We start from the raw sequence: 22,107 nt of genomic DNA, 5'->3' as shown, positions 1-22,107 counted from the left end.
CGTCTCGGCCAGGGCAGCAGCGCATTCCGGGACACTCCGTCCCACCGCCGGCCGACGGTGGTTCGACGTCGTACGGTGTGCCGGTGCAGCCCGGACCCTGGCCAGCCCACCCCCTCCCGAGCCCGGCCGGCCCACCGCGGAGCAGCCCGGCGCCGGTGGTCGCCGCCGTCTTCCTCGGGCTGTGGATCGTCGGCCTCACCGTGGTCACCCAAGTCGGCGGCTGGTTGACCGACCAACTCCTCCTCCTGATCGGCGTGGACCGGCTGGTCTGGCTCTGGCCGGTGACCACCGCCGCGGTGGTGGTCCTGGCTGGCATCCCCACCCTGCTGCTCGCCCTGCTGCCCCGCTCCCGGGTGGTACGCACCGTCGGCCAGCTCTGGCTGGTGGGTCTGCTGGTGTTCGGCGCGCTGAGCCTGCCGCGGGCGCTGCCACCGGTGCAGCACGAGGCGTATCTGGCGACGCTCGCCGGCACGGCCGGGCTGGCCGCCCTGGTCATCCACCGGCTGGTCACCCACCGGGTCGCGCCGAGGGGCCCGGAAGGCCAACCGGGCCGGCACCGACGGCGCGCCCCACGCCCCGCCCCGGTGACGCTGCTGGGGCTCGCGGGCGGGCTGGCCCTGCTGTTGCCGTGGGTCTGGGTTGGTGCGCTCGGTGGGCTGTTGGAGACGCTGCTCGCCGCGCTCGCCGCCGCGGCCGTCGGTGGGCTGGCAGCCGCGCTCCTGCCCGCCGCGTTCTGGTCCCGCCGCAGCGCCGACACCCCGCCCCGATCAGGCCGGCTGGTGCTGGTGGACGGTCTGGTCGCCGGCGTCGTTCTGCTGCTGCTCGGGGCGGGAGTCGGGCAGTCCGGCGCCCAGCTGCCGCTGCTGCTGACGCTGCCGCCGGCCGGGTTCGCGCTGGCGGCCCTGGCCGCCGCCGCTCGGCGGACAACGACCGGCGTCGGGCCCGCCACCGCCGGGTTGGTTGGGCTGAGCGTCTTCGGCCCGCTCGCCTGGGCCGACCCGGAGGAGGTCAGCCTGGTGCTGGCCACCGCCCGGGACGTGCCCTTCTGGGTAGCGGTCGCCGCCGGTGCCGGCTGCACTGTCGCGGTCCTGCTCGCCCTCGGGTACGGGGTGGTGCTCGTCCGACGTCCGGGCGCCCGACCCGGTCGGACGGTGGCCGGGGTGGCGGCGGCCACCCTGCTGGTGGCGGCCGGGGCGGTAGCCGTCGGGCCAGGGCAGCCCGGGCTGCACGGTGAACGGCTCTTCGTGGTGCTCCGGGAGCAGGCCGACCTGGGCGACGTACCCGCCGCCACCGGGCGGGCCGGTCGCGACCGCCGGGCCACCGAGGTCTACCGGCGGCTGGTGGAGACCGCCGAGCGGACGCAGGCCGGCCTGCGCCGGGAGCTGCGCCGGTTCCGGCTGGACCACACGCCCTACTACCTGGTCAACGCGATCGAGGTCGACGGCGGGCCGCTGGTGCGGGCCTGGCTGGCAGACCGTCCCGAGGTGGATCGGGTGCTGGTCAGCCAGCGGGTCCGCCCCCTGCCCGCGCCCGCCCCCGTCGCCCGGGGCGACGCCGCGCCGCCGTCGGGCGCGGAGTGGAACATCCGGCTGATCCGCGCCGACCGGGTCTGGTCGGAGCTGGGGATCACTGGTACGGGGGTGACCGTGGGCAGCTCCGACTCGGGGGTGGATGGCACCCATCCGGGGCTGGCGGCCGGCTTCCGCGGCGGGGACGACTCGTGGTTCGACCCCTGGAACGCCACCTCGGCCCCGCGGGACCGGGGCGGGCACGGCACCCACACCCTCGGCAGCGCGGTCGGGCGGGACGGGGCCGGGGTCGCCCCCGGTGCCACCTGGACCGGCTGCGTCAATCTGGACCGTAACCTCGGCAACCCCGCGCTCTATCTGGACTGCCTCCAGTTCATGCTGGCGCCCTTCCCCACCGGCGGGGATCCGTTCCGCGACGGTCGCCCACACCGCGCGCCGGAGATCCTCACCAATTCCTGGGGCTGCCCCGCGCTGGAGGGCTGTGATCCTGGGGCGCTCCAGCCGGCCGTTGCCGCCCTGGCCGCCGCGGGGATCCTCATGGTGGTCGCCGCCGGCAACACCGGGCCCCGCTGCCGCTCGATCGAGGATTCCCCGGCTTTCCACCCGGATGTCCTGACTGTCGGCGCGGTCGACCGGCGGCGACGGGTGGCCGACTTCTCCTCGCGCGGCCCGGGAACCGGCGGCGTCGCCAAGCCGGACCTGGTCGCCCCGGGCGCGGAGGTGCTCAGCGCATTGCCGGGTGGCGGGTACGGCGCGCTCAACGGCACGTCGATGGCGACTCCTCAGGTGGCCGGGGTGGCGGCGCTGATGTGGTCGGCCAACCCGGCGTTGATCGGCGATCTACCTCGGACGCGCCGGATCCTGACCGAGACCGCCACCGCGGTCCGGGTTAGTGGCGACCGGTGCGGCGACGAGGCGCAGGTCGCGGGCGCCGGCCTGGTGGACGCGTACGCCGCCGTCCGCGCCGCCCGCGGCTGAACGCCTTCTTAACAACAGTGTCCCGGTGGCCTAGGGTCAGCGTCCATGGATCTGTTGGTCACCGAGCTGACGCCGGAGCAGCTGCCGACCGTGATCGAGCTGTGCGGCCGGTCCCTGGACCTGCCGGACGACGCCGCCGAGGCGGGGGCCATCGTGGCGACGCTCTGGCCGCGGGCGGTTACCAGCCGCCCCGTCGTCGCGCTGGGCGCCTACCGGGACGACCGGCTCATCGGCGTACTGCTCGGCTCGCTCTCCGCGCCGGGCAGCCCGGCCGCGCATGTGGACCTGGTCGCGGTGGGGCCGGCGCACCGGCGACGGGGGGCGGCGCGGGCGCTGGTGTCGCGCGCCGAGCAACAGTTCGCCGGGCTCGGGGCGAGGGAGGTACGGCTGGCGGGCAATCCGCCGTACTATGCCTGGCCCGGCATTGATGTGCGCTACACGCCGGCGATCTGCGCGGCGGAGGCGCTCGGGTACGCCCGGGACAGTACAGCCTGGAACATGACCGCCGACCTCGCCGGCGCCGGGAGCCCGGCACTACGGCCGACGGCACCGACGGAGCAGCGGCTGGCCGGTCAGGGGGTGACGGTACGGCGGGCGGACTCGGCGGATCTGCCGGCGCTGACGGCATTCGTGTCGGGGACCTTCGACGGCACCTGGGCCGCGGAGGTGGCCGAGTCGATCGGCCGGGACCGGGCCGGCTGCCACCTCGCCGAACGCGACGGCGACCTCCTCGGCTTCGCCGCCTGGGGTTCATCCCGGCCGGGTTGGTTCGGCCCGATGGGCACCGCGCCGGCCGCGGCCGGGTCCGGGATCGGTGGGGTGCTGCTGCGTCGCTGCCTCGCCGACCAGCGGGCCGCGGGGATCACGCGGGCGCAGATCGGCTGGGTGGGGCCGGTTCGGTTCTACTCGGGCAGCGCGGGTGCCCGGATCGAGCGGGTCTTCTTCGGGTACCGGCGGAGCCTCGGGGAGCAATAACCGACGAATGGGATAGATCATCCGATAGCGTCATTCGCCCCCATTAGCCGGCAACGGCCCCTACCGTTTCGGTGGAGGAGGCCCACATGACGACGGAAGACGAACAGCCCGGGCCGCCGTTGCCCTATGACCGCCTCGACGTCGGCGATGCCGAGCAGCAGGCGGAGATGGACGGCGCCGACGAGCCGCCCGCCGACGAACCGGTGCCGGTCGTAGACGAGCCGGTCCCGGCACCCCAGCCGTACGACCAGACGCAGAAGCGGCGCAACCAACGGCCGCTGCCAACGTAGCCACGCAAAGGGGCGGACCGCCGAGCGGCCCGCCCCTCCGGTCTCGCGAAACTGGACTCAGAAGTCCATTTCCCCGCCGCCCGGGCCAGCCGGAGCAGCCGGGGTCTTCTCCGGCTTGTCCGCCACAACGGCCTCGGTGGTGAGGAAGAGCGCCGCGATCGACGACGCGTTCTGCAGCGCCGAACGGGTCACCTTGGCCGGGTCGATGATGCCCGCGGCCATCAGGTCCACGTAGCCACCGGTCGCGGCGTTCAGGCCGTGGCCGGCCTCGATGCCACGGACGTGCTCGACGACGACGCCACCCTCGAGGCCGGCGTTGACGGCGATCTGCCGCAGCGGGCCGTCCAGCGCGATCTTGACGATCTGGGCGCCGGTCGCCTCGTCACCGGTCAGGTCGAGCTTGTCGAAGGCGGTCTTGCCGGCCTGCACCAGCGCGACGCCACCACCCGGGACGATGCCCTCCTCGACGGCAGCCTTCGCGTTGCGAACGGCGTCCTCGATGCGGTGCTTGCGCTCCTTCAGCTCGACCTCGGTGGCCGCGCCGACCTTGATCACCGCAACGCCGCCGGCCAGCTTGGCCAGCCGCTCCTGCAGCTTCTCCCGGTCGTAGTCGGAGTCGCTCTTGTCGATCTCGGCCCGGATCTGGTTGACCCGACCCTGGATCTGCTCGGCGTCGCCGGCACCGTCGACGATCGTGGTCTCGTCCTTGGTCACCACGACCTTGCGGGCGCGACCCACCATGTCGAGGCTGACGGCGTCCAGCTTGAGGCCGACCTCCTCGCTGATGACCTGACCACCGGTGAGGATGGCGATGTCACCGAGCATGGCCTTGCGGCGGTCACCGAAGCCCGGGGCCTTGACGGCGACGGACTTGAAGGTGCCCCGGACCTTGTTGACGACCAGGGTCGCCAGGGCCTCGCCCTCGATGTCCTCGGCGATGATCAGCAGCGGCTTGCCCGACTGCATGATCTTCTCCAGGATCGGGAGCAGGTCCTTGACCGAGGAGATCTTGCTGTTGACGATCAGGATGTAGGGATCGTCAAAGACGGCCTCCATCCGCTCCGGGTCGGTCATGAAGTACGCGGAGATGTAGCCCTTGTCGAAGCGCATACCCTCGGTGAGCTCGAGCTCCAGGCCGAAGGTGTTGCTCTCCTCGACGGTGATGACGCCTTCCTTGCCGACCTTGTCCATCGCCTCGGCGATGATCTCGCCGACGCTGGGGTCACCAGCGGAGATGGAGGCGGTGGAGGCGATCTGCTCCTTGGTCTCGACGTCCTTGGCGAGCTTCAGCAGCTCCTCCGAGACGCTGGCGACCGCGGTCTCGATGCCCCGCTTCAGGGCCATCGGGTTGGCGCCGGCAGCCACGTTGCGCAGGCCCTCACGGACCATGGCCTGGGCCAGGACGGTCGCCGTCGTCGTGCCGTCACCGGCAACGTCGTCGGTCTTCTTCGCGACCTCCTTGACCAGCTCAGCGCCGATCTTCTCGTACGGGTCCTCGAGCTCGATCTCCTTGGCGATGCTCACACCATCGTTGGTGATGGTGGGAGCGCCCCACTTCTTCTCGAGCACGACGTTACGGCCCTTGGGGCCGAGGGTCACCTTCACAGCGTCAGCGAGCTGGTTCATGCCCCGCTCGAGGCCGCGGCGAGCTTCCTCGTCGAACGCGATCATCTTGGCCATACGGCGTTGTCCTCCTGGACACTCACGGCCACCCGAGAGGGTGTCTCCCGGATGGGCCGCCTGGTTACGCACCTTCAGACGTCGCCACCTGGCGACGGCGACGTCTGTCGGCCGGGCCGGATAGCCCGCGACGACCGGCCAACTGCCGCACCCGCGTCCTGCGACGCCGCTGCAACCGTGGCCCTCCCGCCCCGACCATTGGCACTCACGGTATGCGAGTGCCAATGACCTGTTTAGCACTCCCCCTTGCCGAGTGCAAGCACGATCGCCCAGGGCAGTCGACTTCCACCGGCCGCCGAACCACCCTCACCAGCCCTTCGCACGCCGACCATGCGGCAGCAACGACAACGAGCCCTACCTGCTTCCTCAGGTAGGGCTCGTTCTTTCCTCGAGTAAGGCTCGGAAGGTGACGGTGCGGCGAGAGCCGGGGCACGAACGAACAGCAGCCGGGGCCCAGCGGGCGGCCAGCAGACCCAGCGGGCGGCCGGCAGACCCAGCGGGCGGCCGGCAGACCCAGCCGAGCGTCACCGAGCCGGTCGGCTGGGCGGCGACAACATTGGGGACGACCGTTACGCCGATCGCCCCCGTGGCAACGCCGGTCGCTCAGGCGACGACGCGCACCCGTTCGGCCTGCGGGCCCTTCTGCCCCTGGGCGATCTCGAACTCCACCCGCTGGCCATCATCCAGCGCCTTGTAGCCGTCCATCTCGATTGCAGAGAAATGAACGAAGACGTCCTGCCCCCCGTCAACGGCGATGAAGCCGTAGCCCTTTTCGGCGTTGAACCACTTCACGGTGCCCTGTGCCACGGTGCACTTCCTAACTCTGCGCGACTCCACTCACCCCGGCCGAGCCGGCACGCCGGCCGACGGGTGGCACCGGTTCGACGATCGGCGACGGCCGCTGAACCGGTGACCGAAATCGCACGCTACACGAGGCGTGACGACGGCGCACGACCACAAATCGGACATGCGGTGAGCAGCTCCCATCGTCGGGCATCGTTGTGATAAATAACCGACATGACGAGCGATCCCACCCCGGGGCCGGCATCGACCCGGCGGGCGCGGGTCCGTCGGGTCCAGCCAGCCGACGCCGCCCGAATGCGGGCACTGCGGCTGGAGATGCTCGCCGACGCACCGCTGGCCTTCCTGGAGACGCTTGCCGACGCGGCGGCCCGCCCCCACGCCGACTACGCGGCGCGCATCGCGTACACCGCGACGGGCAGCACCAACGCGCAGTTCGTCGCGGACCCGAGCGGCCGGCTGGTCGGACATGCCGGGGGCACGGCGACTTCGGACGAACCGGGGCTCACCGTCATCTTCGCCGTTTACATCACCCCGTCCTGGCGGCGCCGCGGACTGCTGCCCGACCTGATCGACGCGGTGGCCGACTGGTCCCGCGCCTGCGGTCGTCCAGAGCTGATGCTGGAGGTCGTGGTCGGCAACGAGCGGGCCTACCGGGCGTACCGTCGGTTGGGGTTCGTCGACACCGGCCGCCGCCTTCCGCACCCGACGATCCCGGCCCTCACCGAGCTGCAGATGCGCCGCCCGGCCTGAAGGACACGGTACGACACCGAACGGGTGCGGTACGACACCGAACGGGTGCGGTACGACACCGAACGAGTCCGGGCCACCAACCCGAACACCGATCGGCGGGCCCGGCCAGGAGTGCACCCGGTGCCACCCGGACCCCAGCCGCACTGGTCTCGGGGAATGTCGCTGGCGTCGATGTCCGGCTAGGCTGAACGCCGCTCGCTCCACGAGCGTCCTTAGTAGGAGGTGACCGTGCCCAGCAGTAACCCGGCTACGGAAGATCAGCAGCGGCCCCGTTCGTCCGCAATAGACAATGGTGTGCCGCATTCCGCGCGGATCTACGACTACTGGCTCGGGGGCAAGGACAACTTCGCCGCTGACCGGGCCGTCGCCGAGGCCCTGATATCGGCGATCCCAACGGTGCGGTCCATGGCCGCCGAGAACCGTCGATTTGTCCACCGGGTGGCCCGCTACCTGGTCGGACAGGCCGGCGTGCGGCAGTTCCTGGACGTCGGCACCGGCATCCCCACCAGGCCGAATCTGCACGAGGTAGCCCAGGAGATCGCCCCGGAGACCCGAGTGGTCTATGTCGACAACGACCCCATCGTCCTGGCCCACGCCCGAGCCCTGATGATCAGCACTGAGCAGGGGTGCAGCGAGTACCTCCACGCCGACCTGCGTGAGCCGGAGTTGATTGTCAACCACCGGAAACTGCGCGAGGTACTTGACCTCAACCGGCCGGTCGCCCTGACGATAGTCGCGACCCTGATGCTGCTCGAGGACGCCGAGGACCCGTGGCGCAAGATTCGCGTACTGATGGACGCCCTGCCGTCCGGTAGCTACGTGGCGATCACCCATCCGACCGGCGACTTCAACCCGGAGGCCGTCAAGACGGCCGTTGACGCTGCCGTTGACAGCGGCATGACCCTCGTACCCCGCAGCCGCGACGAGGTGGCCCGGTTCTTCGCGGGTTGGGAGCTGGTGGAGCCGGGAATCGTCCCGGTGGCGGCCTGGCAGCCCGACGACGGCCCGCCCAGCGACCCGCACGCCGCCTACTACTGGGCCGGCATCGCTCGCAAGCCCTAGCTCGTCTTCGCCGCCAGGGCACCAGGGGCGCCGGGCGGACAACGCCGCGAAGGTGTCGTCCGCCCGGAAGTGCCCCGCTGGTACAGATCATGAACGTGCGGCCGGAGCCGGGCTTGCGCACCCCCGCAGCCCCGAGGGGTGGGTCTTACTCAGACGTGGCGACGGCTCTGCACGATCCGGAACCGGTTGGCGACGTAGGCACCGTCGGTGAGAGCCGCGTTGGCCGCCGGGTTCGCGCCGCTGCCGTGGAAGTCGGAGAAGGCCGCCGACTGGTTCACGAAGACGCCTCCGGTCAGGTTCGCCGACAGGTGCACCCCGACCTCGACCGCCGCCGCCTCGGCCGCGTCCAGCACCGCCTCCTCGGTCGAGTAGACCGCCGCGGTCAACGCACCCTGCTCACCTACCGTGGCGCGCAGGAGCTCCAGGCTGTGCCCGGTCGAGTCGGTCCCGATCATGAACGAGATCGGGCCAAACCACTCCCGGGTGTACACGGCGGTGTCGTCGGCGTGCAGTCGGACGATGGTCGGCGTCCGGACCACCGCGCCGGGGAAGGCCGGGTGGGTGACGGCACGGGACTCCAGCACCGACTCACCGACCTTGGTCACCTCGTCCAGCCGCTCCAACACCCCGTCGTTGACGATCGCGCCGGTCAACTCCACGCTGCGCGCCGGATCGGCGGTGAGCTTGCCAACCGCCGCCGCGATGCCGGCCGCCACCTCGGCGAAGCTCTTGTGCCCCTGGTCGGTCTCGATGCCGTCCCGGGGAATCAGGATGTTCTGCGAGGTGGTGCACATCTGGCCGCTGTACAGGGTCAGTGTGAAGCCCAGGTTGCGGCACATTCCGCTGAAGTCGTCGGTGGAGTCGATGACCACCGCGTTCAGGCCGGCCTTCTCGGTGTAGACCTGCGCCTGCCGGGCGTTGGCCTCCAGCCAGTCGCCGTACTCGGAGGAGCCGGTGAAGTCGACGATCCGTACCGCCGGATGCTGGGCCAGCGTCGAGGCGAGCTTCTCGCCCGGCGCCTCGGGGGCGAGCTGCACCAGGTTCGGGTCGAAGCCGGCCTCGGCGAGCACCTGGCGGGCGTACCGCACCGTGATCGCGAGCGGCAGCACCGCGCGCGGGTGCGGCTTGACGATCACCGGGTTGCCGGTGACCAGCGAGGCGAAGAGCCCCGGGTACGAGTTCCAGGTCGGAAAGGTGTTGCAGCCGATCACCAGCGCGACGCCCCGCGGCACCACGTGGAAGGTCTTGGTCATCCGCAGCGGTTCGCCCTTGCCCGCCGCCTTCTCCCAGCCGGCCGTGCCCGGGTGCCGGGTCATCTCCGCGTACGCGTAGGCGAGCGCCTCCAACGCCCGGTCCAACGCGTGCGCACCGCCCGCCTGGAAGGCCATCACGAACGCCTGCCCGCTGGTGAACTGCACCGCGTTGGCCAGCTCGAAGACGTTGCGGTGCAGCCGATCCAGGATCTCCAGGCAGACACCCACCCGGGCCCGGGGGCCGGCGTCCCGCCACGACGGCAGTGCCGTGGCGGCGGCGGTGGTGAGCTGGTCCGCGCTCGCGTGCGGGTAGCCGACGCCCAGGTCAACGCCGAAGGGGCTGACCTCGGTCCGGACCGTACTCCCGGCGCCGGCCTGGTCCAGGGGAAAGTCACGACCGAGGTACGCCTCGAAGGCCGCCTTGCCGTCGTCGGCGGCGGTCTCGCCGTACACCCGCGGGCTGGGCGACTCCGGGTAGGCGGACCAGTACCCGCGCTGCGAGATGGCGGTCAGCGCCCGGTCGAGGGTCTCGGCGTGCCTGTCGTACAGGGGGTGCGGGGTCTCCGTCATGCCCGACATCATGCAACAGATGTCAGCACGATCAGTAGGGCTGCGTCACAGATCAGATCGCCAACTGCCAGTTGGTCCAATGGTCCGCCACCCGGAACCCGAGCTGCTCGTTGATGGCGATCATGTGGTCGTTGGCGGCGGCGTTGAAGGTGTTGATGACCCGCACCGCCGGTTCGTGGGACCGCAGGTACCGCAGGTTTTCGAGCTTGACGAGCAGGCCGAGGCGGCGCCCCCGGTGCTCCGGGTCCACGATGGTGATCTGTTGGAGCGCGTGCCAGTCGACGGTGGCCGCCACGTCGAGCATGGTCCACGCGACGAGCCGGCCGGAAGCCCGGTGGCGTACCCCGGTGTGGTAGCGACGGCGGCCGCGGGCGTCCAGCGCGAGGTCGGTGGCCCGGACCCGTTCGACGTCGTACCGCATCGGCTCCCACACCAGGTCCCCCATCGGCACGTCGCTTACGAGTCGCCCCTCGAGGTAGGCGACGTCGGCCTGGTACTCCTCCGGGGTATGGCCCTGCCAGAACACCAGCTGGTAGTCGGCGGCCCGGTCCTCGGCCTCGGCCAGCAGACGGGCCAGCGCCGCGGGGTCGAGCCGGCCGAGGTCCAGCTCGCGGCGGACGTCGGCCAGCACGGAGTCCGCCCCGAGCGTCCGGGCGAAGGCGGCACCGGCCACCACCGTGTCCAGGGTCATCGCGGTCAGTCGCTTACGCCGGTGTTCCCGGGCCAGCTCGACCGCGCGATCGAAGAGTGCCCGCCCGACCCCCCGGCGCCGAACGGCCGGATGCACCGTCAGGTCGACGAAGACGTTCTCGGTGTTGTCCAGCTGCGGCAACTCCAGGGTGACCAGGCCGGCGGCCGCACCATCGAGGTGGGCCAGCAGGTGCACGGGCGCGTTGCCGGGCAACGGATGCCGCACGGTCCCGATGAACCGCTGCGGGCAGAAGAGCGGAAAGTCAGGCAGATCAGCGGCGGCGGCTGCCGCCTCGATCCGGACCGCCGCGTCGATCGCGTGGTCGTCGGCGGGGCCGAAGGGGGTGACGGTGATGCCCATGCCCGCAGCCTCCGCCACGAGGCGCTGGCTGGTCCAGCTATTTATCGACGGGCCGGATCTTCGCAACCAGGCAGGAAGCCAGGGCGGCGGCAGGAAAATTTGGGGTGGTCGGAAGGGACTCCCGCACAACGCCGCTGGCGCTGGGTCGAAAGAACATAGTCTCCGGCGAGAGCCCTCCCGCACTAGCTATTTTTCGCCATGAAAAACCGGACGTCAAGCCCGCACGGGCAGGTTTCACGCAGTCCGGGGCTCATCAATCACTAAATGACGTATCAACCCATCAGGCCGGCATCCCGGGCCGCCCGCAGCGACGCCTTGATCCGGTGGCTCGGGCCCGCCTGATCCGCCACCGCGTCCAGGGTCTTCAGCCCCTCACCGGTATTGAAGATCACCGTCTCGGCGGTCGGGTCGAGCCGGCCGGACTCGACAAGCTTTCGCAGCACCGCCACGGTCACCCCGCCAGCGGTCTCGGCGAAGACCCCGGCGGTACGGGCGAGCAGCCGGATCCCGGCCCGGATCTCGTCGTCGTCGGCCGCCGCCATCCAACCACCGGTCCGGCGGACCGACTCCAGGGCGTACGGGCCGGCGGCCGGGTCACCGATGTTCAACGACTTGGCGATGCCGGTCGGCTTGACCGGGTTGATGGTGTCACTGTCGGCGTGCAGGGCAGCGGCGATCGGGCTGCAGCCCGCCGACTGCGCCCCGAACACCCGCCAGCCGCCGGCCGGCGCCTCGACCAGGCCGATCTCGACCAACTCGGCGAACGCCTTGTCGACCTTCGTCAGCAGCTCACCGGAGGCCATCGGAATCACCACCTGGGCGGGGATTCGCCAGCCGAGCTGCTCGGCCACCTCGTAGCCGAGCGTCTTCGAGCCCTCGGCGTAGTAGGGCCGCACATTGACGTTGACGAAGGCGGTGTCCTCGAACTCGTCGGTCTCCACCAACTCGCCGCAGAGCCGGTTCACGTCGTCGTACGACCCGTCGATCGCGACCAGGTCCCCGCCGTACACGGCGGTGGTGAGCACCTTGCCCTGCTCCAGGTCGCTGGGGATGAACACCACCGACGGGGCGCCGGCCCGGGCGGCGTGCGCGGCGACCGAGTTGGCCAGGTTCCCGGTGGAGGCGCAGGCGAACCGGGTGAAGCCCAACGACCGGGCGGCGGTCAACGCCACCGACACCACCCGGTCCTTGAACGAGTGGGTCGGGTTGGCGCTGTCGTCCTTGACCCACAGCGGCGCGGTGAGGCCCAACTCGGCGGCCAGCCGCGGGGCCGCGACCAGCGGGGTGAAGCCCGGGTCGAGAGTGACCCGGGTGGCCGGGTCCTGACCGACCGGCAGCAGCGGCGCGTACCGCCAGATGTTGCGCGGGCCGGCCTCGATCTGCTCACGGGTGACAGCGGCCAGCGCGGCGGGATCGTGGTCGACCTCCAGCGGGCCGAAACACTCGTAACAGGCGTGCTGGGCGACGAGCGGGTACCGGGCCGAGCAGGCGCGGCAGATCAGGGCCCGGGCCGGGCTGGCGGCGGGGTCGATCCCGGACGGGGCGAGGGTGGACGTCATCTCGAGATTCCTCTCATCTGCCCCCGCGTCGCACTCTGCGGCGGGGCCGGAATTGGCACCTGCCCCGCCGATCACTCTGGGTGATCACGTGGGTGGTTGCCGGGGCGTCGTCGGGCCGTGTCCCTCAGCCCCTCTGGATGAGGCATTCAGTTGTGCCGCCGAGTCTAGGCCGGCGACGACGGCCGATGACCGCCCGGTCCCACTCTGTGGCGGAATGTGATTCACCCCGCAAGCGCCATCGTCCGCCACTCGGCCATCGTGACGACGGCCACCGCTTCACTCCCCGTGACGGCCTGGCCGTCAGGAGCGCTGGTAACCGCCCCCTCGCGAGGCTGAAGAAGCCTACGTCATCAGCATCGGCTGCCGGCTCGATGCGGCCTCGACGATCGTGGCCAGGGTGGGGAGTTGGGTGGCGGTCACAGGATCGTGCGGAGGCCGGGCAGGCGGCGGATTGCCACGGCGGCGGCGACGCTGATGACCACGCCGAGGGTGGCAACGGCGGCGAAGGTGGCCAAGGTGGGTAGACCCGCACGGGCGAACGCGAACTGCAGGACGACGACGATCGGCAGGTGGATGATGTAGATCGGGTAGGAGTTGGCGGCCATGGCGCGGGTGAGCCGGTGGTGACCGGCGAAGGCGTCCCGAAATCATGGCAATTCGCAGGTAGTGCGGGATGCGGGGGCGGCGGGCTTGTCCACGAGACTGGCCATAGGTTCAGCGTACTGAACAGCCGTTCAGCCTGGATCAGGTGGAACCCGGAGATCCCCGCTGCCGGAAGCTCCTGCGGGGCGGTGCCGGTGCGGTGACATACCGTGCTGGCATGCAAGCGTCGCCGTCGGACCTGACCGGGCGGGCGCGGCTGCGCGAGGCGGCCCTGCGCCTGTTCGCGCAGCGCGGCTTCGCCGCCACCTCGGCCCGCGCGGTAGCCGCCGAGGCCGGCCTGTCGCCGGCCCTGGTGATGCACCACTTCGGCTCCAAGGAAGGGCTGCGCGCCGCCGTCGACGAGGAGGTTCTCGCCCGGCTCGGCACTGCCCTTCGGGAACTGGATCCGAGCGGCACGGATCTGATGGCGTCGCTGGGCGAGGTGTCCGCGCGGATATTCGGCGCCGACCCGGTGCTGCGCGGCTATCTGCGCCGGGCACTGCAGGAGGAGAGCCCGGCCAGCGCCGCGCTGTTTGGCCGCCTGCTGGCGGGTGCTCGTACCGAACTGGAACGGCTGATCACGACCGAGAACGGCCAGACGGACGCAGACCTCGAGTGGGCGCCGTTCCAGATGCTGTGCCTGATTCTCGGCCCACTACTACTGGAGCCGGTCATGCAGCCCAACCTGGACCGGCCCATGTTCGATGCGCAGGTGCTGGCCCGCCGCAGCGCCGCCAACCAACGCCTACTGCAGTTGGGCCTGTTCGGTGCCGCCCCGGCGACCGCCGATGACGCTAGGGACGGCTCTCCGGGCTGATACGGCGGCGTAGCCCGCTGACCAGTCGGTATCTGGTGCTCGGGGAGCGGTCCTGCTGCCGGATACACACCCTCGCCTCGGTGCTCTGACAGCGACTCCCCGATCAGGATCTACCCAATGTCGATGGTGGAGCGCTGTCGCAGGTCGCGGCGCTGCCGCAGGACCGCGCGCAGGCCCAGGTAGGCGACCGCTCCGGAGGCCAGGTAGAGCGCGGCCTGCACGTTGAGGACGAGCACGACGCTGAACGCGTCGCCAAGCAGACCGGCGGCTGCCATGCCCAGCCCCTGTGATGCGTTGTATATCGCGTAGTAGCCACCGAAGGCCCGGCCCAGGTCGGTGTCGGGCACGCTTTGTTGAATCTGCGCGAAGGCTCCGCTGTTGTAGGCGATGCCGGGCGCCCCGACCAGGATGAACAGCAGGATGTACCACCCGGGCTGACGGGTGACCGCCGGTCCGTTCCAGATCACCAAGCTGAGCAGGCCGAACGTGGTGGCGCCAAGGCTCATCAGCAGCCGGGGACTGAGTCGCGCGCCGAGTGTGCCGACAATAAGCCCGCCCGCCACACCGCCGATCGCCTGGACACCCCGCAGCATGCCGGTGAGCGTGCTGTCAGCCTGCAGCGCGCGGCTGACGAAGACCACGAAGAGCACTACGAACAGACCCTGCGCGATACCGCTCAGCGCCACGCTCAGAAACGTCACGCACACACTGCGGTTGCGCAGCATCGCCGCGAGGCCGGACCGCCAGGCGGCGAAGAACGACGCCGTACGCTCCGGCGTCCCCGACGGATTGGACTGGTCCGCAGCCCGGCGGGCGGCTGTGACCAGGACCGCCGCGACCACGAAGGCCACAGCGGCGCCGACGGCCAGGTAACGGGTGCCCTCGCGGGTGATCGCGAATCCGCCAAGCGAGCCGCCGATGAGCCGCCCCACGCTAACATTGAGCGCCACCATGCTGTTGGCGCGCACCAGGTGCGCGGCCTCGACGATGCCCGGCAACGCGGCGTTGCGGGCGGAGTCAAACGTTTGGGTCAGCACCGCCTGGGCCCCGGCGACCAGCGAGATGACCCACAGGTGGTGCTCAGGTTGACCCAGCAGGGGGATCACCGCCACCGCCTGGAGCACGGCGACGCAGCTCATGAGCCGGAACCTGTCGAAGCGGTCGGCCAGGGCACCGGCGAACGATCCAAGGGTAATGCCGCACAGCAACTCGACGAGGAAGACCGCGGAGGTGATGAACGCCGAACCGGTCACCCCGAACACATAGATCGGCAGCCCGGTGAGCAGCAGCCAACTCGCCACGGTCGAGGAGAGCCCGGCGAGCAGAATCAGAACGACTCCACGGTGGCGCAGTAGCGTGAACAACTCAGATGAACTCAGGCGTGGGGTATGCCTGCAGACTGAGACTGACCGGCCGGGCCTCCCCCGGAGGCGCGTTGCGCATCGGACGCAGGTAGGGCCGGATGACCGCGTCCAGAGTCAGCTTGAGGTGCCGCAACTCCTCAGGGGTAACCGAGAGCGTGTAGTGGTGAAAGATCGCGCTCTCCCGCCACTCGTCCGTCAGCTTGTGCTGCTGGTGCTGGTAGCGCTGCAGCGCCCGGAAGAACTCCTCAAGCTCGAGCGCAGTCAGCGCCGCGTTGACCTGCTGACCGTCGACATCACCCGGCTCGGGCAGGAATTCGAACCCGACGGAGGCGGCACGCCAAGGCCGGTCACGCCGGTTGGCCCCCTCGGCGGGAACCCGCTCGATAAGGCCGTGACGGCCGAGTTGATGCAGGTGATAGCTGCAGTTCGACCCGGTGTCGCCGAGCGCCTCGGCGCACTGCGCTGCGGTTCTCGAGCCGGCGGCCAGCAAGTAGCGCAACAGCCGCAGGCGCAACGGGTGCGCGAGCGCCCGCAGTTTGGTCGCGTCCTGCACGCGCACCCGGCGTTCCGGCTCGTTCGACTCCATCGACACTCCCAAACGAAAGACTTCTTTCGTTTATACGCTTGTGGACTCAGTCTTCGCAATGACCGTTTCGCTTGAGGTCGCGCCACCGGAAGCCGTGATCTTTGTTCGGCAAGGACAGCGCCGACGAGGCGGATCAGGGCGTTGCGGTCGGGGAAGATCCCGACGACGTCGGTGCGGCGGCGGATCTCACGGTTCAGCCGCTCCTGGGGGTTGTTGGACCAGATCTGAGGCCAAAGTTCCTTCGGGAAGGCGGTGAAGGCCAGCACGTCGGCGCGGGCGGTGTCCAGGCGCTCGGCGACGGCGGGCGGTTTCTCGGCGATGATGTCGGTGAGTCGGTCGTACTGGGCGTGGACGGAGGCGGCGTCGGGCTGGTCGTAGACGGAGTGCAGCAGGGTTTTCACTTAGGGCCAGGAGGCTTTCGGGGTGATCGACATGAGGTTCGCGGCGTAGTGGGTGCGGCAGCGCTGCCAGCTGGCGCCGGGAAGCGACATCGATGGTTGATGCCACTCCTATCCCAGTAGCCACGTCTTGCAGCGACTCCCAACGGTGGCCGAAGCGAGGCGACAGTCGGTCCAAGCGAGCGCTTTGATCATCGCGGCCCTGTAGGGAAAGCTGACGTGTGTGAGTGGTGAGATTGAGGTCAAGTACCGCGTACTCGACCCTGCTGAGGTGGCTCGTGTGCTGGCGCTGCGGGGGATCGAGTTGTCACCGCCGACGCATCAGGACGACCAGGCGTATGCCCCCGAGACCTGGCGGGACGGTGAGCCTCGGACTGGGGTCACGTTTGTGCGGCTGCGGACCCAGGATGGGCATTGCACGTTCACGGCGAAGACTCCGGTTGACAACGTGTTGGCGTGCCGCGAGTTCGAGACAGTGGTGAACGACCGGGAACAGATGCACCACGCGATCCTGGCCATGGGCTACCGACCCACCGTGCGTTTCTCCAAGCAGCGCCGTACCGCTCGCGTGGATGATTACGTCTTGTGTCTGGACGAGGTCGACGGGGCCGGCGCGTTCCTCGAGGTGGAGGCGATCGCCGTTGGCACCGACAATATGGGCCGCACGCAGGCGCAACTGGCCCGGTGGGTGGCGTCGCTGGGGGCGCCGCTTGAGCGCACGGGCGCGACCTACGACCAGCTTGTTCGGCAGCCGGCGACGGCTGGTTAGCAGGCGAGGAAGGCGAGGATCCGCAGACTCAAGGCGTCCGCGACCTGTTCCGGAGGGCCATGGCCGATGTCGTAGGTGATGGTCGGGTAGCCCGCTGTGTCCAGGACGGAGGCTACTTCGCGGTATGCCTCGATCTCGCCAGCGATGCCGTTGTGGAAGCGGCTGTAGGTGCCGCGTTGGGCTGCGCGGTGCTGGCAGAGCTGTGGGTCTCCGGCCAGGATGATGGTCAGGTGCGGGCGGTCCGCGTGGACGTGGAGGCTCCACACATACTCGGTGGGGACGCCGTCGAGCCGTTGCAGCACCAGCGACGACGGTAGATAGCGGTCGCATATCACCATGTAGCCGGCGGCCAGCGCGGGTCGGATTTCGGTGGCGAGGTGGTGATAGCGATCAGCGGCAACCAGACAGGCGAGCGTGAGCCCGTGGAAGGCGTGGGTGCCGTCGCGGGCCACTATGCCGATCGGTCCCGTGGAGGGCTCCCTCGTCACGACGCATCGGTGCCCGGCACCGTTTAGCCGTTCGGCGAGCAGCCGGGCGAGCGTGGACTTACCGACCCCGCTGGGGCCGTCGAGAACGACGAAGAAGCCCTCCCGGCTCATGCGCGCACCGCGATTCGGGCGTGCTGCTCGCGGGTCAACTCGGCGAGGTGGCGGCGGACCTCGGTGACTGGGACGCCGCCGAACTGAATGCCCACGGAGAAGTTGAACTCGTCACGGCCGCGCATCGCCTCATCCGCACCGTCGCTGGTCAGGTCCACCGCGTCGTAGGCGAGAAGCTGCGCCGGGGTGTAGCGGCCGGTGGACATGAGTCGTGTCCACTCCGGTGTCCCGGGGTAGGGCCGGAACTCGAACACGCTGGCTCGGAACCTGCCGGGTAGCCGGTCGGTCAGCGCCCACAGCTCCTGGACCAGGCGGACAGTCTCGCCCAGTTCCTCCGGGCTCTCGTCGGGAAAACCGAGAATGAAGTAGCCCTTGACGGCGATGCCGCGCTCGCACAGCCGGCGCACCACGGTCCGGATCATATCCGGGTTGATCCGCTTGTCGATGTATTGGAGCACTCGCGGGCTACCGGATTCGATCCCGAGCGCCACCTCGCGCAGCCCGTTACCGACGAGCCGGTCGAGTCCGGTGTCGCTGACCCTGGCGAGAACATTGATGCGCCCCGTGGCATCCCACACTGCCCACTCGCCGACCCGGGCGCAGGCGAACGCCTTCATCATCGCGTCGATGACCCGGCGGGCGCCGAGGAACAGGTCGTCAACGAAGCGAAACGCCGTCACCCCGTACCGTTCTCGCAGGTCGGACATCTCGCCAAGGATGTTCTCCGGCGCACGAACCCGGATCGTCACATCGGGGTTGGCGCTGACGGCAGCGCCGCAAAACGAGCAGTCGTAAGGGCAGCCGCGGGCGCCGACCATGTTCGCCTCGATACGGCCGTCCTCAGCTACCCGAGGATCGCGCGTGAGGTACCGGCGGTCGACGTATGGCAAGGCGTCGATGTCAGGCGCCAGGTGATGATGCCCCACGCCGAGACGCCCGCCTGTCACCGTGGTGCGCAGTATCGGGTCGAGCCACATGATCCCGGGTAGGTCGGCGCGGCTACGGTGGTCGCGCAGCAGCTCCACGACCCGGGTTTCGCCCTCCCCGAGGACCAGCGCGGAGGCGTTGCGCATCCTCCGGTCGGTGAGGATCTGCCCTGGCATCGCCTTGGCTTGGTGCCCGCCGAGCATGACTCGGATAGCCGGGTCGAGCCGGTCGGCGATGCGGGCGCTGATCTCGTATGTGGGGGCGAGCAGGTTCAACCCCACCCACCGGGGCCGGAGGGAGCTGACCAGGGTCACCGTGTCGTCGACCGGGATACCGTGCGCTTCGGCGTCGAGCACCCCGACGTTGAAGCCGTGGCGGGCTGCGTAGGTGGCGAGGTAGGCCATGCCGAGCACGGGCAGGGTGAAGTCGTTGACCCGGGGGCGTTCGGCGTAGTCACGCAGGGGCGCGTTGACGAACAGCAGGTCGAGAGGGCGGGCGGAGTCGTGACCGGCGACCCGGCCGGCGGTCATGTCGGCCGTGGACGGGTAGTCATGGTGTACGGACATGCGTTCCTCCCCAAGCGAGGGTCAGCAATGTGAGTGCCGATAGGTGGTTTCCGGCATCGCGCCGCCAGAGGGCGCCGAAGGAGGCTTCGTCCTCCGGCCAGGCGACGCCGGGTGCTGCGCGGTGCGCCCAAGTGCGGACCGCAAGGTCCGCATAGGGGTAGAGGGAAAAGTCGCCGGAGACGTCGGCGATGGCGGCGCCGGCGGTCCACGGCCCGATACGCGGTACGGATTGCAGTGCCTTCACCACGGTGAGCGGGTCGAGCTGCTCCCACTTTTCCGCATTGCCGATGTACGCCTCGGCCGCTGCGGCTAAGGGCCGTCGCTTGAACGCCATGCCGAGCTCGGCGAACGCCTCCACCGGCAGGGCCGCGACCACCTCGGGCGACGGGAACAGGTGGCGCACACCGTAGGGGGTCGCCACGGCCTCGCCGTGTGCGACACAGAACCGGTCGTACATGATGCGTGCCTGCCCGGCTCGGATGACCTGCCGAATGATCGCCGTACCGATCGCGTCCCAGAGGTCACCGTTTCGCGCCCTCAGCACCGGGCCGGTCTCCTCCACGGCGGGGGCGAGCACGGCGAGCGCACCCACCGGCACCACCGGCTCTATGCGATCCACCACCGGAGGTAGGCCGTTGCCTCGGCCGGCAGACGTGGTGCTGACGACCTCATCGCCGGCATGCCATGTCAGCAGCCACCGCTCTGTGGAGCGCCGCATCACTCGCACCCACGCACCCCCGCTCGTCTCCTGCCAACCGGGGTGGTCCTGCATCAGCGTCGCCATGTCGTTCCCTCACTGCCCTACCGGCACGTCCTCGCGCCTCGGCCCGTCTTCCGGAAACCCAACGGGTGGGATGAGGTCTAGCAGGTTTAGCCGTGATGCCGCCGGCATCACCCTTCATCCGGTATGTCACACCGACAATGCCCGGCCGATCCGACGCCCGGGAACCCGCGCAGCGGGTTAGGTAGGCCGTTCGGAACGGTGGCGGCGAAGTAGCCAGCGAACCATGGGCTGTACCCCCTCTCGGGTTAGACAAAGACCGTCCTTCGCTTTCGCCAACAGGTCCGGGTGCAGCGGCCTGGAGGCTTAGTCACGGACCGCCGCGTCCCGTGACCCGACCGTAAATCCATCGGTCGGTGTGACTGGTGCCAACTGGCACCACAGCGTCTACGCTGGTAGCAGGCCATAACCGAATAAGTCGATCATCCACAGGGGAAGGAGAAGTGGGATGCGGCCACCGCGACTGATCTCCGACGAACCGATCGGCGAGCGCATCAAACTGCTACGCCAGCAGCGCGGCTGGTCGATCCGCTACGCCGCCAGCGTCACCGGGATCAGCCACACCACCTGGTCGCGCATCGAGCACGGCCTACGGTCGGCCGACAACCGGTTCCTCCTCGCCGAGATCGCCACCGCACTGCGGGTGCCGCTGTCCGACCTGACCACAACCGGGGTACTACCCGGCGACAAGGGTCAATCCCGCGACGCGATCCACGGCATCACTAAGGCAATCATCGAAGCCGACCTCGACTACCCAGCCACCGTCGCGGCCGGGCCGCTGCAGCCGCTGCTGCGGCAACTCGACACCGTGACCGCGCTGCGGTTCGGCTGCGACTACCTCGGGGCCGCCCGCCTACTCCCCGACCTCCTGGCCGGTCTACACGCCGCAGCCGCCGGACACGAACGCACCGAAGCGCTCAAGGCCCTGGTCTTCACCGCCGACGCGGCCTCGTTCGTCATCCGATACCTCGGCGAACCCGCCTCCGCCGTACTCGTGGCCGACCGCGCCCGGCAAGCCGCGACCGCACTGGAAGACCCGATCATGCTGGGAATGGCCGCCTGGTCGCAGGCCCACGCCGCCAGCGGCGTCGGCCTCTACACCCGCGCGCAAATCATCGCCGACCAGGGCACCACCGCGCTGCAAGGACACCTGTCAAAGCCCGGCGGCCTGGAACTGCTGGGACAACTGGTTACCGTGTCCGGGTTCGCCAAGTACGCCCAGGGCGACATCAGCGGTGCCGCCGCCGCCGTCACCGAGGCCGCCGATATCGCTGAACGCACCGGCCAATCCGACGCGCTCGGCTTACACTTCGGCCCCACCAACATCAACTTCTGGCGCATCAGCATGGAAGCCGACGGCAACGACCCCGGCCACGCCGTGCAGATCGCCCGCAGCGTTACCCCACACCTTGTACCGGCCGTATCCCGGCAGGCCGCGTTCTACATCGACCTCGCCCGCGCACTGTCGAATACCGGCAAAGACACCGAGGCAGTACGGATGCTCCTGGTCGGTGAACGCCTCGCACCGCAGCGCGTACGCAACTCCCCGATCGTGGCCGAAACCCTGCGCGGCGCCTTGGACCGGGCCCGACGGGGCTCTGGCTGGGCAGAGCTGCGCGGCCTGTGCGAACGTGTCGGCATCCCGCTCTGACCAGCCACCCAGCAGAAGGAGAGCCCGTGGGAAAGACGGTCGTGGTGCACGCCGGCGAGCAACCCCCCGACAGTTGGCAGGCATCCGTGTTCGTCGCCGGGCCGATGCCCCGCGATCCCGACGCGCCGTCGTGGCGACCCGACGCGCTGCGCCTGCTCGCCGACGGCTGGACCGGGCCAGGAACCCTCGTCGTGTTCGTCCCCGAGGCACGCGACCGCCACCAGCCACAGCCCGGCTACATCTCCCAGAACTGGGAGGAACGCTGGATTGTCAATCCCCTGGAATCGTGGAGGGCTCCGTTATGCGGCCTGGGCCTTCAGGGCGCGGGTCTCTGATCGTTCGTAGTCGATGGGGGATCGCCAGTCGCAGACGGAGTGCCGGCGGCGCCGGTTGTAGAAGTCGGTGATCCAGGTGGCGCGGCGGCGCGCTACTGCTCCTCGGTGGTGCGGGCTACCTGATCGGGCGCCGGCGCCGTACCCGCTTCCTGACGTAGCAGCTCGCGACGC

Annotated in this window: 19 protein-coding genes, 3 pseudogenes and 1 riboswitch; of the genes and pseudogenes, 10 read left to right on the top strand and 12 right to left on the bottom strand. The window is 69.9% G+C overall.

Annotated elements, in window-relative coordinates:
• Positions 1–77 precede the first annotated feature (77 nt).
• The 3 genes from T398_RS13020 (at position 78) to T398_RS13010 (ending at position 3,772) form a co-directional block, all read left to right on the top strand.
• Positions 78–2,507: a S8 family serine peptidase gene (locus tag T398_RS13020; RefSeq protein WP_496446958.1), complete on the top strand. Its 2,430-nt coding sequence runs from the start codon at positions 78–80 to the stop codon at positions 2,505–2,507.
• Positions 2,508–2,552: 45 nt separating this feature from the next.
• Complete coding sequence (locus tag T398_RS13015) at positions 2,553–3,482, top strand: GNAT family N-acetyltransferase (protein ID WP_496446956.1); 930 nt, start codon at positions 2,553–2,555, stop codon at positions 3,480–3,482.
• An 86-nt stretch (positions 3,483–3,568) separates the two neighbouring features.
• Entirely contained in the window at positions 3,569–3,772 is a 204-nt protein-coding gene (locus T398_RS13010) for a hypothetical protein (protein WP_496446954.1), read from the top strand.
• Positions 3,773–3,829: 57 nt separating this feature from the next.
• Here the strand turns inward: T398_RS13010 and groL are convergent, their stop codons facing one another.
• Positions 3,830–5,452 (bottom strand): chaperonin GroEL, encoded by a 1,623-nt coding sequence (groL, locus tag T398_RS13005; RefSeq protein WP_011904189.1) that lies wholly within the window; start codon positions 5,450–5,452, stop codon positions 3,830–3,832.
• 603 nt (positions 5,453–6,055) lie between these two features.
• Complete coding sequence (locus T398_RS13000; protein WP_007073263.1) at positions 6,056–6,259, bottom strand: cold-shock protein; 204 nt, start codon at positions 6,257–6,259, stop codon at positions 6,056–6,058.
• Between the two features lie 210 nt (positions 6,260–6,469).
• Between T398_RS13000 and T398_RS12995 the strand changes: the two genes are divergently transcribed.
• The 3 genes from T398_RS12995 (at position 6,470) to T398_RS12985 (ending at position 8,068) form a co-directional block, all read left to right on the top strand.
• Positions 6,470–7,006, top strand: coding sequence for a GNAT family N-acetyltransferase (locus tag T398_RS12995; RefSeq protein ID WP_496446952.1), 537 nt, complete (start codon positions 6,470–6,472; stop codon positions 7,004–7,006).
• Positions 7,007–7,030: 24 nt separating this feature from the next.
• Entirely contained in the window at positions 7,031–7,189 is a 159-nt protein-coding gene (locus T398_RS12990) for a hypothetical protein (RefSeq protein ID WP_496446950.1), read from the top strand.
• Positions 7,190–7,288: 99 nt separating this feature from the next.
• The gene (locus tag T398_RS12985) at positions 7,289–8,068 is read left to right on the top strand and encodes an SAM-dependent methyltransferase (protein WP_496447035.1); all 780 of its coding nucleotides are present in this window, start codon (positions 7,289–7,291) and stop codon (positions 8,066–8,068) included.
• A gap of 149 nt (positions 8,069–8,217) precedes the next feature.
• Here the strand turns inward: T398_RS12985 and paaN are convergent, their stop codons facing one another.
• The 4 genes and pseudogenes from paaN to T398_RS12965 all read right to left on the bottom strand — a co-directional run.
• Complete coding sequence (paaN, locus tag T398_RS12980) at positions 8,218–9,891, bottom strand: phenylacetic acid degradation protein PaaN (protein ID WP_496446948.1); 1,674 nt, start codon at positions 9,889–9,891, stop codon at positions 8,218–8,220.
• 52 nt (positions 9,892–9,943) lie between these two features.
• A complete protein-coding gene (locus T398_RS12975) occupies positions 9,944–10,942 on the bottom strand; it encodes a GNAT family N-acetyltransferase (protein WP_496446946.1) in 999 nt (332 codons plus the stop codon).
• Positions 10,943–11,214: 272 nt separating this feature from the next.
• The gene (gene thrC, locus T398_RS12970; RefSeq protein WP_496446944.1) at positions 11,215–12,501 is read right to left on the bottom strand and encodes a threonine synthase; all 1,287 of its coding nucleotides are present in this window, start codon (positions 12,499–12,501) and stop codon (positions 11,215–11,217) included.
• A 10-nt stretch (positions 12,502–12,511) separates the two neighbouring features.
• A riboswitch (SAM riboswitch) is annotated at positions 12,512–12,645 on the bottom strand.
• A gap of 272 nt (positions 12,646–12,917) precedes the next feature.
• A pseudogene (locus T398_RS12965) lies at positions 12,918–13,148 on the bottom strand (acyltransferase family protein); the annotation flags it as partial.
• Between the two features lie 173 nt (positions 13,149–13,321).
• Between T398_RS12965 and T398_RS12960 the strand changes: the two are divergent.
• Positions 13,322–13,960, top strand: a complete 639-nt coding sequence (locus T398_RS12960; RefSeq protein ID WP_496446942.1) for a TetR/AcrR family transcriptional regulator — start codon at positions 13,322–13,324, stop codon at positions 13,958–13,960.
• 110 nt (positions 13,961–14,070) lie between these two features.
• Here T398_RS12960 and T398_RS12955 read toward each other — a convergent pair whose 3' ends face one another.
• The 3 genes and pseudogenes from T398_RS12955 to T398_RS12945 all read right to left on the bottom strand — a co-directional run.
• Positions 14,071–15,324: an MFS transporter gene (locus T398_RS12955; RefSeq protein WP_496446940.1), complete on the bottom strand. Its 1,254-nt coding sequence runs from the start codon at positions 15,322–15,324 to the stop codon at positions 14,071–14,073.
• Position 15,325: 1 nt separating this feature from the next.
• A complete protein-coding gene (locus tag T398_RS12950; protein WP_496446939.1) occupies positions 15,326–15,910 on the bottom strand; it encodes a winged helix-turn-helix domain-containing protein in 585 nt (194 codons plus the stop codon).
• 101 nt (positions 15,911–16,011) lie between these two features.
• Positions 16,012–16,398, bottom strand: a pseudogene (locus T398_RS12945) (transposase); the annotation flags it as partial.
• A gap of 133 nt (positions 16,399–16,531) precedes the next feature.
• Between T398_RS12945 and T398_RS12940 the strand changes: the two are divergent.
• Positions 16,532–17,077: a class IV adenylate cyclase gene (locus tag T398_RS12940; RefSeq protein ID WP_496446937.1), complete on the top strand. Its 546-nt coding sequence runs from the start codon at positions 16,532–16,534 to the stop codon at positions 17,075–17,077.
• Here the strand turns inward: T398_RS12940 and tmk are convergent.
• From tmk to T398_RS12925, 3 genes are read right to left on the bottom strand one after another with little or no spacing between them, the layout of a single operon-like run.
• Positions 17,074–17,676, bottom strand: a complete 603-nt coding sequence (gene tmk / locus T398_RS12935) for a dTMP kinase (RefSeq protein ID WP_496446936.1) — start codon at positions 17,674–17,676, stop codon at positions 17,074–17,076. The genes T398_RS12940 and tmk overlap by 4 nt on opposite strands.
• Positions 17,673–19,169, bottom strand: coding sequence for a B12-binding domain-containing radical SAM protein (locus T398_RS12930; protein WP_496446934.1), 1,497 nt, complete (start codon positions 19,167–19,169; stop codon positions 17,673–17,675). The genes tmk and T398_RS12930 overlap by 4 nt, the downstream gene beginning before the upstream one ends.
• Positions 19,153–19,887 (bottom strand): DNA glycosylase family protein, encoded by a 735-nt coding sequence (locus tag T398_RS12925; protein WP_496446932.1) that lies wholly within the window; start codon positions 19,885–19,887, stop codon positions 19,153–19,155. The genes T398_RS12930 and T398_RS12925 overlap by 17 nt, the downstream gene beginning before the upstream one ends.
• Before the next feature lie 511 nt (positions 19,888–20,398).
• Here T398_RS12925 and T398_RS12920 point away from each other — a divergent pair.
• Together T398_RS12920 and T398_RS12915 are read left to right on the top strand one after the other, a co-directional pair.
• Positions 20,399–21,601 (top strand): helix-turn-helix domain-containing protein, encoded by a 1,203-nt coding sequence (locus tag T398_RS12920; protein WP_496446930.1) that lies wholly within the window; start codon positions 20,399–20,401, stop codon positions 21,599–21,601.
• A gap of 26 nt (positions 21,602–21,627) precedes the next feature.
• A pseudogene (locus T398_RS12915) lies at positions 21,628–21,870 on the top strand (hypothetical protein); the annotation flags it as partial.
• Between the last annotated feature and the right edge of the window lie 237 nt (positions 21,871–22,107).

It is taken from the genome of Salinispora goodfellowii (assembly GCF_059570675.1).
Note: the sequence above shows the minus strand (reverse complement) of the source record. Positions and strands in the feature narration are given on the sequence as shown.

What these genes read in the sequence shown, in the direction of transcription:
- T398_RS13015 (WP_496446956.1), top strand. Translation starts at nt 2,553, where the DNA reads ATGGATCTGTTGGTCACCGAGCTGACGCCGGAGCAGCTGCCGACCGTG.
- T398_RS13010 (WP_496446954.1), top strand. Translation starts at nt 3,569, where the DNA reads ATGACGACGGAAGACGAACAGCCCGGGCCGCCGTTGCCCTATGACCGC.
- groL (WP_011904189.1), bottom strand. Translation starts at nt 5,452, where the DNA reads ATGGCCAAGATGATCGCGTTCGACGAGGAAGCTCGCCGCGGCCTCGAG.
- T398_RS12995 (WP_496446952.1), top strand. Translation starts at nt 6,470, where the DNA reads ATGACGAGCGATCCCACCCCGGGGCCGGCATCGACCCGGCGGGCGCGG.
- paaN (WP_496446948.1), bottom strand. Translation starts at nt 9,891, where the DNA reads ATGACGGAGACCCCGCACCCCCTGTACGACAGGCACGCCGAGACCCTC.
- T398_RS12975 (WP_496446946.1), bottom strand. Translation starts at nt 10,942, where the DNA reads ATGGGCATCACCGTCACCCCCTTCGGCCCCGCCGACGACCACGCGATC.
- thrC (WP_496446944.1), bottom strand. Translation starts at nt 12,501, where the DNA reads ATGACGTCCACCCTCGCCCCGTCCGGGATCGACCCCGCCGCCAGCCCG.
- T398_RS12960 (WP_496446942.1), top strand. Translation starts at nt 13,322, where the DNA reads ATGCAAGCGTCGCCGTCGGACCTGACCGGGCGGGCGCGGCTGCGCGAG.
- T398_RS12950 (WP_496446939.1), bottom strand. Translation starts at nt 15,910, where the DNA reads ATGGAGTCGAACGAGCCGGAACGCCGGGTGCGCGTGCAGGACGCGACC.
- tmk (WP_496446936.1), bottom strand. Translation starts at nt 17,676, where the DNA reads ATGAGCCGGGAGGGCTTCTTCGTCGTTCTCGACGGCCCCAGCGGGGTC.
- T398_RS12930 (WP_496446934.1), bottom strand. Translation starts at nt 19,169, where the DNA reads ATGTCCGTACACCATGACTACCCGTCCACGGCCGACATGACCGCCGGC.
- T398_RS12925 (WP_496446932.1), bottom strand. Translation starts at nt 19,887, where the DNA reads ATGCGGCGCTCCACAGAGCGGTGGCTGCTGACATGGCATGCCGGCGAT.
- T398_RS12920 (WP_496446930.1), top strand. Translation starts at nt 20,399, where the DNA reads ATGCGGCCACCGCGACTGATCTCCGACGAACCGATCGGCGAGCGCATC.